Annotated in this window: 11 protein-coding genes; 5 read left to right on the plus strand and 6 right to left on the minus strand. The window is 37.8% G+C overall.

Features of this window, described 5'->3' with window-relative positions:
- The first annotated feature begins 134 nt into the window (after positions 1-134).
- Entirely contained in the window at positions 135-854 is a 720-nt protein-coding gene (locus AC3WJG_RS10310) for a 3-ketoacyl-ACP reductase (RefSeq protein WP_013082239.1), read from the plus strand.
- A 65-nt stretch (positions 855-919) separates the two neighbouring features.
- Here AC3WJG_RS10310 and AC3WJG_RS10315 read toward each other — a convergent pair whose 3' ends face one another.
- The 3 genes from AC3WJG_RS10315 to nhaC form a co-directional block, all read right to left on the minus strand.
- Entirely contained in the window at positions 920-1,045 is a 126-nt protein-coding gene (locus AC3WJG_RS10315) for a DUF6254 family protein (RefSeq protein WP_013082238.1), read from the minus strand.
- A gap of 87 nt (positions 1,046-1,132) precedes the next feature.
- Entirely contained in the window at positions 1,133-2,014 is an 882-nt protein-coding gene (locus AC3WJG_RS10320) for an alpha/beta hydrolase family protein (protein ID WP_014461062.1), read from the minus strand.
- A gap of 293 nt (positions 2,015-2,307) precedes the next feature.
- Complete coding sequence (gene nhaC, locus AC3WJG_RS10325; protein WP_028407901.1) at positions 2,308-3,690, minus strand: Na+/H+ antiporter NhaC; 1,383 nt, start codon at positions 3,688-3,690, stop codon at positions 2,308-2,310.
- A gap of 427 nt (positions 3,691-4,117) precedes the next feature.
- Between nhaC and AC3WJG_RS10330 the strand changes: the two genes are divergently transcribed.
- Positions 4,118-6,229, plus strand: coding sequence for an ATP-dependent Clp protease ATP-binding subunit (locus AC3WJG_RS10330; protein ID WP_337133429.1), 2,112 nt, complete (start codon positions 4,118-4,120; stop codon positions 6,227-6,229).
- Positions 6,230-6,279: 50 nt separating this feature from the next.
- Here the strand turns inward: AC3WJG_RS10330 and AC3WJG_RS10335 are convergent, their stop codons facing one another.
- Positions 6,280-6,546, minus strand: coding sequence for a hypothetical protein (locus AC3WJG_RS10335; RefSeq protein ID WP_337133430.1), 267 nt, complete (start codon positions 6,544-6,546; stop codon positions 6,280-6,282).
- A gap of 340 nt (positions 6,547-6,886) precedes the next feature.
- Here AC3WJG_RS10335 and AC3WJG_RS10340 point away from each other — a divergent pair, with 340 nt between their 5' ends.
- On the plus strand, positions 6,887-8,470 hold the full coding sequence (locus AC3WJG_RS10340; RefSeq protein WP_337133431.1) for a PAS domain S-box protein: 1,584 nt from the start codon (positions 6,887-6,889) through the stop codon (positions 8,468-8,470).
- A 132-nt stretch (positions 8,471-8,602) separates the two neighbouring features.
- Positions 8,603-8,737, plus strand: coding sequence for a hypothetical protein (locus tag AC3WJG_RS10345; protein ID WP_255256572.1), 135 nt, complete (start codon positions 8,603-8,605; stop codon positions 8,735-8,737).
- An 80-nt stretch (positions 8,738-8,817) separates the two neighbouring features.
- Here AC3WJG_RS10345 and AC3WJG_RS10350 read toward each other — a convergent pair whose 3' ends face one another.
- Positions 8,818-10,512 (minus strand): M3 family oligoendopeptidase, encoded by a 1,695-nt coding sequence (locus tag AC3WJG_RS10350; protein ID WP_492588304.1) that lies wholly within the window; start codon positions 10,510-10,512, stop codon positions 8,818-8,820.
- A gap of 170 nt (positions 10,513-10,682) precedes the next feature.
- Positions 10,683-11,153 carry a MarR family winged helix-turn-helix transcriptional regulator gene (locus AC3WJG_RS10355; protein ID WP_028407897.1) on the minus strand — a complete coding sequence of 157 codons (471 nt, stop codon included), beginning with the start codon at positions 11,151-11,153 and terminating at the stop codon, positions 10,683-10,685.
- A gap of 199 nt (positions 11,154-11,352) precedes the next feature.
- Between AC3WJG_RS10355 and AC3WJG_RS10360 the strand changes: the two genes are divergently transcribed.
- Entirely contained in the window at positions 11,353-12,120 is a 768-nt protein-coding gene (locus AC3WJG_RS10360) for a DUF4931 domain-containing protein (protein WP_028414160.1), read from the plus strand.
- Position 12,121: the final 1 nt, after the last annotated feature.

A 12,121-nucleotide genomic window follows, 5' to 3' on the forward strand; every position in this document is an offset into this window, starting at 1 on the left:
AAGGAAATTTATACTTGAAGCCATTTTAATAATCTTTATTTTTGACATCATTTGTGCATTTCTATAGGATAGTAATGGATAATTCTTTGTTATTATGAAGAATGTTTATGCGGAACATTGAAAGGAGTCTATACATGGCACAATCACTTAAAGGCAAAGTAGCTCTTATTACAGGAGCAGGAAAAGGCATCGGTCGTTCAACTGCGATTGAATTAGCAAAAGAAGGCGTAAATATCGGTTTAATTGCTCGTACAGAGGCAGATTTAAAGGCTGTTGCTTCTGAACTAGAAGCATTTGATGTACAAGTTGCTTATGCAACAGCAGATGTTTCTTCTATGGAAGAAGTAAACGCAGCAGTTGAGCATCTACATACAAAATTAGGGGCAACGGATATCTTAATCAACAATGCAGGAATCGGTAAATTCGGAAGCTTTTTAGAGCTAGACCCAGCTGAGTGGAAACAAATCATTGATGTGAATTTAATGGGCGTTTACTACGTAACGCGCGCCGTTCTACCTCAATTAATCGAAAAAAATGGTGGAGACATTATCAATATTTCATCCACTGCTGGTCAAAAAGGCGCTCCCGTTACAAGTGCTTACAGCGCTTCAAAATTTGGCGTGCTCGGCTTAACTGAATCTCTAGCGTTAGAAGTGCGCAAACACAATATTCGTGTAACAGCGCTAACACCAAGTACAGTAGCAACGGAATTAGCTTATAAAGAAAACTTAACGGATGGCAATCCTGATAAAGTGATGCAGCCTGAAGACTTAGCAGAAATTATGGTCGCACAATTAAAACTGCATCCGCGTATTTTTATCAAATCTGCGGGCATGTGGTCCACAAATCCATAAACAAACATAGAAAAAGGAGAGCATCAGCTCTCCTTTTTTGTGTCTTTCTTTATATGATGGTTACCTTATTTACGTTTAGGCGTGATTTCTTCTGATAATTCTTCAAAAGATTTTACTTTTCCATGCGATGGGTTTTGTGATTGTTTTCGTACATTCCACTGACGCTCTTTTTGACTTTTAGACTGAGTCATTTTGCTTCATCCCCTCTTTATATGCTTACATGTAGTAGGATCAAACAAGCTGCTCTTTTCCATTCATCAAAACTGCTTCCAATTTCTTTACTGCTTAGCTAAATGTATTTTAAACCATTTATCAATTTCCGCGTTATACTGATCATAATATGCAGTTAGCGGATGGTCTCCGTTTTTGTACAGTACATATTTGTATTCTTTTCCCTGCTCATCTAGTTGTTTCACAAGCTTTTCAGCCTGCGTGTGGTGAACTTTACGATCATGATCACCCTGTAAAATCAAAAGAGGTGAATTTACTTTATCGCTCCAATAAACAACAGAACGACTTTTATACCTCTCCGGATACTGCGCCGGATCTCCTACAATCGTCCGCAGCACTTGTTTCATTTCAGGCCCTCTTTGATCATAGAATTGAAACATGTCTGTAATACCTGATTGTACGACAACTGCATCAAATTTAACGCCGTTTTTCATCGTTAAATACGTCATCATGCCGCCGCGTGAATATCCTAGCGCTACCTTTTGCTGGTGATTTACATAAGGAAGCTGTTCTCCCCACTTAATAAGATTTAACACGTCGTCAATATCTTTACCGCCGTACGTCTCTGTACCTTCACTTCCGCCATTTCCCCTGTATTGAGTCGCAACCACGACGTAGCCTTTACTTGCCCAATATGATAAGTACTGCAGTGTTTTTGCGCGAATCATGCCATGTTCGCGATTTCCTCCGCGATTATATACTAAAAGCGGATAATGTTTGTCTGCAATGTCTTTAGGCTGTACTAAAAACCCTTTTATCTTTAAATTATCACTAGGATACGTAATGCTATATACATCTACTTTATTTGAATAAGGCGATAATAAATTCAATTTTTCTTTATTTACATCATCACTTTCGGCTCGGTTGAAAACCGCTGTCACACCGAGCACAGCTACAGTGATTAATGCAATGATGCCCCATTTTTTCAACAGAAACCCTCTCCTCAATAAATATCTTTTCTCTTTTATAATGAGTGTTTTCATTTGGCTTTACCCTTCTTAAATGTTTGCTAAAAAGGGCATTCGTCCCATCGCCAATACAGCTTATTTATCATACCGCAAAACTCAAATTTCTTCATCTGTAAAGAAATAAGAATTCATACAAATACATTAACAAGAAAGACGTATAGTAAATTGTATTATTAAATTATAGATTTGAAAAGTGGAATGATACTTTTTTTGTCGTTTTTTACCTGTCCTTTTTCCAAAAAAAAAAAGCTCAGTTAAGACTGAGCTTTTTTCTTGGCAATGCCTATGCCTGTATATGCTAAAATAACTGAAAAGATCGGACAGAGAATGCTAAAGAATGTAAATGGAATATAGTCAGCTGCGGGAATATTTAATGCAGTTGAAATAAAAGCACCGCTGACACCCCACGGAATAATAGCATTAATAACCGTTCCGCCGTCTTCAAGCGTTCGTGATAAGTTTTTTGGATCTAAATTCCACTTTTCATACAGCGGCTTAAACGTCTGTCCAGGCAAGAGAATCGATAAATACTGTTCGCCTGTAATAACGTTCACTCCAATTGAAGATAGAAGCGTAGCAAAAATAACGTCTCCGCTGCGGCGAATTTGTTTTGCTAACCCTTCTAACAAAGCATCAATAATTCCAACGGCTCTCATCAAGCCACCTAGCGACAAGGCAATCATGATAAGGGAAATAGAAAACATCATGGACTGCAGTCCCCCTTTATTCACAATCGCATCCACTACTTTATTTCCTGACTCTACTGCCGGCCCGCTTTGAAGAACCCCTAGCAATTGACTCAGCGTAAATTCATGCTGTGTAATCATTCCTGTAATGATGGCCGTTACAATACCTAAAACTAACGTTGGCAGTACATCGACTCTTCTCATCGAAAAAATAAGAACTAAAAGTGGAGAAAGCAACGTTAACACGTGTAAATTAAACGTATGTTTTAATGCGTCTTGAATTCCTTGAATTTCCCCGTAATTGACGCTTTCCTGATTTCCGTTGATTCCGATTACCAGTGCAATGATTGCTGTAATAACAATACTTGGAACCGTCGTCCACGTAATGTGCTGAATATGTTTAGGAAGCGGGACTTCAACGATACCAGAAGCAAAATTTGTTGTATCAGACAAGGGAGACATCTTATCTCCAAACACAGCTCCTGAAACAATCATCCCCGCTGCTAGCCCTGGGTGTACACCAATAGCAGTTCCTACGCCAAATAAAGCGACCCCTACCGTACTGACGGTTGTTAATGAACTTCCCGTGAATGTTGAAACTAATACGGTAATAACCAAAGCACTAATTAAAAAGTACTGCGGTGAAATCCAGTGGAAACCGTAGGATAAAATCGTCGGTATCGTTCCTCCTACCATCCAAATCGCAATAAGCATCCCGATCAGCATTAAAATAAGGATAGGCTTAATGCCCAGTCTAACACCGTCTAAAATCCCTTTCTCCATTTCTGTCCACTTATATTTCAACAAAAAGCCAATCACACTAATAAATGCTACACCAAATATCAGCGGAATATGAGGCGGCAGCTTTAACGTAAATAATGAAACAAAAATAATAGCTAATAGCACCAAAACCACCGCTATTGATTGTATAAATGAAATTTCTTTTTTCATGAGGTATTCCCTTTCTATCTTTCTTTTTCACTTAAACGCTTTTATGCTTTTATGCTTTTATGCAGTTAAGTGCAAACCTTCTTGAGTATAATTTTTATCCTTCTTGCTGTCAATAACTTATTTTATCCAACGGTAGGCTCTGCACTCATCTTTCCACTTTTCTTCTTATTAATATTAATTCCCTCTCCAAGCAGATCATTGTACAAAATGCCTCTTATGTTTTTACATGTATAGAACGGGTACACATAAAACACATCTTTTTTTAATGTACTGCCTTTTGTACATAAGCGAGGAACTTCCTTCAAAAATTTTTTAAGCAAAAGACTTGAAAGTCAAAAAAGGTCAAAGTATAATAAAATTACGAAAGGTCAAGAAAGGTCAAACACCTGCTGATCTTCGATTAAAATCATTTAGGGAGGCTAATTAAATGATTTGTCAAAACTGTAATAAACGTGAAGCATCTATTCAATTAAATGTACAAACAAATAACCAAAAATCTCAATATCGTTTATGTCATACATGTTATCAAGCACTAATGAAAGAACATAAAATCCCATCAGGTTTTGGAGGTGGCGGCTTTATGAACATCGATGATTTATTCAATCAAATGGCGCACGAACAAGCTGCACCGGAGCAGCCACAGCAAGGAAATGGCGGCGGCTTTTTAGATCAATTTGGTCGAAACTTAACTCAAATTGCGAAAACGGGATTGATTGACCCTGTTATTGGCCGCGAAGAAGAAGTAGAGCGCGTCATTGAAATTTTAAATAGAAGAAATAAAAACAACCCGGTGCTAATCGGAGAACCTGGTGTTGGTAAGACAGCTGTTGTTGAAGGGTTAGCTTTAAAAATTGCGGAAGGAAAAGTTCCTGCCAAGCTGCTAAATAAAGATGTATATCTGTTAGATGTAGCATCTCTCGTAGCTAATACCGGCGTGCGCGGTCAATTTGAAGAGCGCATGAAGCATTTAATTTCTGAGCTTCAACAGCGAAAAAACGTGATTTTATTTATCGATGAAATTCACCTTCTTGTAGGAGCTGGTTCAGCGGAAGGTTCAATGGACGCAAGCAATATTTTAAAACCAGCTCTTGCACGAGGCGAACTTCAAGTAGTCGGAGCGACAACTTTAAAAGAGTACCGTTCCATTGAAAAAGATGCGGCTCTTGAACGACGCTTCCAGCCGGTTATGGTTCACGAACCGTCTGTAGAAGAAGCCGTTGAAATTCTAAAAGGAATCCAAAGTAAATATGAAGATTATCACGGCGTTAGCTATACAGATGAAGCGATCCGCGCTTGTGTAAATTTATCACACCGCTACATTCAAGATCGCTTCTTGCCTGATAAAGCAATTGACTTGCTAGATGAAGCAGGTTCAAAAATGAACTTACAGGCAGGCATTACAAATAAAGACGACGCGGCCGCTCGCTTAAAAGAAATTACAAAAGAAAAAGAGCAGGCACTAAAGGATGAAAAATATGAAGTAGCGGCAAAACTGCGCGATGAAGAAGCTGCTCTTGAAAAACAACTAAACGAAGAACAGCAAAAAATGAATGTCGATATCGCTGACATTCAAGCAATTATTGAAAAGAAAACGGGTATCCCTGTTGGTAAACTTCAAGAAAATGAATCAGCAAAAATGAAGCATTTAGCAGAGCACTTAGCTCAAAAAGTAATCGGACAGCAGGAAGCTGTAGAAAAAGTAGCAAAAGCGATTCGACGTTCTCGCGCTGGATTGAAAGCGAAGCATCGCCCAATTGGTTCATTCTTATTTGTCGGCCCAACAGGTGTCGGTAAAACAGAGTTAACCAAAACATTAGCTGAAGAACTATTCGGCTCAAAAGATGCTATGGTTCGTCTAGATATGAGTGAATATATGGAAAAACACGCGGTGTCTAAATTAATCGGTTCACCTCCTGGCTACGTAGGTCACGAAGAGGCAGGACAATTAACAGAGAAAGTACGCCGTAATCCTTATTCCATCATCTTACTAGATGAAATTGAAAAAGCTCATCCAGACGTTCAGCATATGTTTCTGCAAATTCTAGAAGACGGACGTCTAACAGATAGTCAAGGTCGCACAGTAAGCTTTAAAGACACAGTTATCATTATGACAAGTAACGCTGGTGTAGGTGAAAAGAAAATTACGGTTGGGTTTGACGCAGAAAATGACGCACTTAAACAGGCATCCGTTTTAGATTCACTTTCATCTTATTTCAAACCAGAGTTTTTAAACCGATTTGATACAATCATTGAATTTAATCATCTTGAAAAAGACAACTTGATTAAAATCGTGGACCTTATGCTTGCTGAATTAAAAGAAACATTACAAGAACAAAACATTACGCTGAGCGTAGCAGCTGAAGTAAAAGAAAAACTGGCTGAACTTGGCTATCACCCTGCATTCGGTGCTAGACCGCTCCGCCGAGCAATTCAAGAACAGCTTGAAGATCGAATTACAGACTTACTTTTAGATGACGCAGACGTATCGACAGTGAACGTAACGTTAAATGAAGCAAGCGAAATCACCGTACAAAACTAATAAAAAAAGCGACTCTACTTGAGTCGCTTTTTTTATAGAAATACTTACGTTTATTTACTTTCATCTGTTTTTTCGTCAGCACTATCCGTTGATTCTTCTTGATCATCAGCTGCTTTATCCCCAGATGAATCATCTGCTTCGTTTTGCTTCATTGTTTCCTGTGAATCATCTGTCGTTGTATCCTCCGCTTGAGTATCATCCGACTGTTCTGTTTGCTGTTCTGTGGCATCTTTTTCATCCGTTTGTGAGTTGCATGCTGTGATTAACATAATTGCTAGAAGTGATCCAAATAACTTGACTAATAAACTTTTGTTCATTTTACCGTCTCCCTTCGAATCATCTGAGCCTCTATGTAGTCACCATTCATATGGCTCTACTGGCAGTATAGCCTATCCAATTAGAAAAAAGTTCATTTTTACAAGGTTATCACAAAAGCTTTACATCCCCTTCATTTCGTTCATATTCCCCTCATATTTCCTTAATAGTTTATGACTAGCTGTATTCTAGATCTATCTTCCTTGGTCTAAGTGCTTAATTCAGCTATTCACACAGTTGTAACTATGCTAATATGAGTGATATATCACTATATCGTGCGACTAGCTGACTATAAAGTTATTCTCCTATAAAATTATTCACCATTTAAGAAAGGGATTTTTTATGGAATCACACAACCTCATAAAAAAACGGAATTTTATTCTTTTACTTATTTTTTGGCTGCTATATTTTGTCCACATTGTGTTATACCACTTTATTGCAGCTGATCCTCATATGATTGTTTTTATAAGCGGAGGAATTTTATTATTGATAGTGACGGCTATGTACTACTTTTGTTTTCATCCTGCTATCATTATGTATTCTTTTTTTATATGCTATTATGCCTATATTGCGTACATGACATCTATTGAACCTGCTGTTATTAATTATTTATTTTTGTTTCTTGGAATTATTGTTAGCTTTATTTATTATAGCTATGTCGCTATTGTAATTTCTACATTAATGTCCATAATAATTGTTTTGTACTTTTATGTAAGCAACACTCTTTTTACATCTGTGACTTTCGTGAAATTAGATATCGTTTATTTCATTTTGTTTACGCTGATCACAATGATTATTTTGTTGTACTGTGCTCATTTCTCTAAAAAACTGATTGCTATTACGACGGTCAAAATGAACAAAACTGAAGATGAACTGTATTCAGCTCAAGAGTATTTACAATCTTTTTTTACATACAATCGCGACGCCATTGCCGTGTTCAGTCTAGACGGTAAAGTGATTAAAGTAAACGATGCTTTTGAGCAAATATACGGATGGAAAGCTGAAGAAATTGTGGGAAAAGCCATTCCATTTATTCCTGCCGGCTTAAAAGGCGACGCTGAAAGCCGATTAGAAAGGGTTAAAAAAGGAGAAAAGCTAGTAGCCTTTGAAACCCAGGACAAGCGAAAAGACGGAAAAATAATTGATGTAGAAAGCACTGTTTCACCTATTTTTAATCGTGATAAACAGGTCGTTGCGCTTTTTGGTATTTCACGCGATCTTACCGAAGAGAAGGAAACAGAAAAATTTCTTCGCCAAACCGATAAGTTATCTCTAGCCGGCGAAATGGCAGCGGGAATCGCTCACGAAATTCGAAATCCGCTTACTTCTCTGAATGGGTTTATTCAGCTTATTCATGAAGACAGCAGCCGCTATCATTCTTATACAACCATCATGCTTAGTGAACTGAATCGTATTAACTCAATCGTTGGAGAATTTTTATTGCTCGCTAAACCTCATGATACGGTTATGAAAAAGCATGCATTCTCTACTATTTTAAATGACGTTATTCTTCTGTATGAATCAGAATGTGTATTAAAAAATGTCGTAGTTAAAACGCAGGTGGAAGCCCCGCATACATACATCTGCTGTGATGCAAATCAAATTAAGCAAGTACTCATTAATTTGTTGAAAAATGCGCTCGAAGCTATGCCTATCGGAGGAGAAATTCATTTAAACGTTACTCAGCATACTAAAGATCTTACTATTTTCATTAAAGATACAGGAGTCGGCATTCCTTCACATTTGCTTACGCACATTCAAAAGCCCTTTTTTACCACGAAGCCCTCAGGTACTGGTCTTGGACTTGTTGTGATTAAAAACATTTTGTATCAGCATAAAGGAACATTTGAGATTAAAAGCACTGTTGGCGAAGGAACCAGCGTTTCCCTTACGATTCCTTTATGGGAACAAGAAATTAATCATTAAAAAAGAGGCTGGAACAAAAGTATGTTAGTTGAAGAAAGATCCGAACGAGTTTGTTTCTTGATTAAGAAACAAACTCATTCGGATTTTTTATTATGAGGGTGAACGTAGATTTAATCTAGGTGCTTCTAGCTGTTGATTGGAGGGCAAGGCGAAGACTCCTGCGGGAAAAGCGGAATAGGTGAGACCCCGCAGGAGCATAAGCGCCAAGGAGGCTCACCGGCCGCCCGCGGAAAGCGAAGCCTTGCACAAAAATCAACGGCGGTGTAACAAGCGATTCATACTAGATTGTTTATCCCATTTGTTCGTCTTTAGATTGGATTGATTTTGTTGTGTCTCAATCTCTTTTTTTATAGCTTTTTATCATCAATACTATTTAAATAGTTTTCAATTTCATCTACTACAGACTGCACGCAGCCCTCTTCGAATGGAGAGATCAAATTCGCTTCCTCTACTAATTCTAAAAACGGCTTACTTCCGCCAAGCTTACACAAATGAACGTAATCTTGCCATGCTTGTTCATGATTTTCTCGATCTTTTTTCCAAAATTGAAATGCACAAATTTGAGCGAGCGTGTAATCAATATAATAAAACGGAGACGTGTAAATATGAAGCTGGCGCTGCCAGAAGCCCCCGCTTTCTAGATAGTGATGGCCGTCATAGTTTTTAGAAGGCATATATTTCTTTTCAATTTCTCGCCACGTTTGTTTTCGTTCCGAAGGCGTCATCTCAGGGCATTCGTATACAGCGTGCTGAAATTCATCTACCGCTACCCCGTAAGGCAAGAAAGTTAAGCCTGAGCTTAAATGAGAAAACTGGTATTTATCTTTGTCTTCTTTAAAGAATAACTCCATCCAAGGCCATGTAAAATACTCCATACTCATCGAATGAATTTCAGCTCCTTCATGCGTAGGCCAGTGATACTCATTGGTTTCCATATCTCGGCTGGAATACACTTGAAAAGCATGCCCTGCTTCATGCGTTAACACATCAATATCCCCTGATGTTCCATTAAAATTCGAAAAAATAAACGGCGCTTTGTATTCTTCAATAAACGTACAGTAGCCTCCGCCTGCTTTGCCCTTTTTAGCGACTAAATCCATCAAATTATTTTCAAGCATAAATGAAAAAAATTCGTCCGTCTCTTTAGAAAGCTCCTTATACATAACCCGTCCATTTTCAATAATCCACTTTTCATCACCTTTTGGCACTGCGTTTCCTGTTTCAAACTGAAACGGTTCATCATAATAAGTTAAGCTCTCTACTTGAATTCTTTCCTGCTGACGCTTTTTTAGTTTTTCAGTAAGGGGAACAATATACTCTTTTACTTGTTTGCGAAAAGCGGCAACCATTTCAGCATCGTAGCCTATTCTAGACATACGAGCATAGCCCACTTCTACGAAATTTTTATAGCCTAATTTTCCAGCAAGCTTGGTCCGCACTTTTACAAGTTTGTCATAAATATCATCAAATTCCTCTTCATGATCGGTAAAAAATTGAAACTTTGCTTCTGCTGCTTTTTTTCTCATTTCTCGATCAGGTGACTCCATAAACGGATCGAGCTGAGCTAACGTTCTTTCTTCTCCTTCAAATAAAATTTTAGCTGACGCCACTAGTTTCGTATATTGAGACGATAGCTTATTTTCTTCCTGAAGCTCTTTTACTATTTCCGGAGAGAACGTTTTTAACTGCATTTCAGCAAGAGAGAACAGCTGCTTGCCCCACTTTTCTTCTAGTTGCTGTTTAAAAGGCGAAGAGATTAACGCTTTGTAAAATTTCTCTACATATCCTTCTAAAAGCGGCTGTGTATCATCAAAATAGTCTTGTTCTTCCTTATAAAATTCATTCGCTGTGTCGATAGAATGACGAATATAGCAGATGTTCCCCATTGTGCTGTACTGGGAATACGCATCATTTGCTAGACGAATTGCCTCGTTTTGCTGACTGACTGACGCTGCTTCCGTAAAGTGTGTAATGGCCTTTTCAAACTGCTTTTCAATTTCATTCATATCAGGTCGCGTATATGTATAATTCTCAAATTTCATCATTTGTACCCCTTCCTCTATTGTCTGTATGTAACCTAATTCGTTTTTATCCAGCTGTATTCCTGTTAATTTCAATTTTTTGTCACTTTTTATTTTTTATGTCGATTGGTTATGAAAGAAGTCATAGAAAAAACTCGTTTGTTCAACAGAAACAAACGAGCTTTCCTTAATTAATTAGTCGATTCCGGTAAAAATTCATCTGCATAGTGCCCCAGTTTCTTAAGCATCGAAATAGCAACTTCCTTTTCTTCGCTAGACAGGACGGATAAAATATCATGAATTCTTTTTTCATGACTCGGAAACATACTTTCAATCATTTCCTTGCCTTGCTGAGTGATCGCTGCGTAGGTTACACGGCGATCGTTCGGACAAGCAACGCGCTCTAAGAAGCCTTTTTTCTCAAGCTTGTCTACTACATACGTAATACTGCCGCTTGCGAGTAAAATTTTTCCGCCAATTTGCTGCAGAGGCTGTTGACCTTTGTGATACAATAACTCTAGGACAGCAAATTCAGTTGGATTCATTCCATGCTGTTGAATAAATTTATGCACATGATCATTAATTGAACGATTGGCACGAGATAGTACAATAAATAATTTAAGAGATTGGTCTAACTCTTCTCTAGTTACATCATTCGTCATTTTAATCAGTTCCTTTAATATTATCTTGATATCAAGATAATACTAAAATTTCCCTTCAAAGTCAATCAAAGCAGACTTATTTCATCGGTTATTCTCTCCGCTTGTACAATTTTTTCGATAAAAAATGTATATAAGTGGATTTATACATATGCTTTTAATACAATAAACATATGACCATTACATAAAAAGGTGAATGATTATGAAACCAACCCATTTATTATTTAATTCCGCGATTGGTTCACAAAAGCCTGAAACAATCGTTAACCGGCAAAACCCCTGTCCCTTTTGCGACGTAGAATCTCTTACTGGCATTATTGAAAAACAAGGACCTATCATTTGGCTGAAAAATAAATTTCCCGTTCTGCAAGATGCTTATCAGACGGTTATTATTGAGACCGATGAGTGTTCTTCGGAACTATCTATTTATCCAAAAGAACATCTGTACACCTTGCTGAGCTTTGCTACTGAACGATGGATATCGATGATGAACAGTGGTGAATATGCTTCTGTTCTTTTCTTCAAAAACCATGGACCTATGTCTGGGGGGTCGTTACGGCATCCTCATATGCAAATTATTGGTTTAAATGAGATGGATGTAAATGAAAATGTGAAGCTCGAGCAGTTTGAAGGAGTCACAATTGCCAAAAATGAACACGTCACATTTAATTTATCTGTAAAACCTAGAATGGGCTTTTTTGAATTTAACGTGATAACGGATCAGCTTGACAAAGAGCTGCACACATTTGCAGATTATCTTCAAACGGCTGCTCACTATTTATTAAATCATTTTCATCGTAGCTGCACGAGCTATAACTTATTTTTTTATAACCTTAAAAACGGCAAAATTGCGGCGAAAATCATTCCTCGCTTTGCCACATCTCCTTTGTATGTAGGATATGGCATTCCTCAAGTTTCCAATAAGCTTGAGCACATTGCTAACCAAGTTCAGGAGCTGTACTTTACCTAAA

It is taken from the genome of Priestia sp. FW507-14D1A (assembly GCF_058781295.1).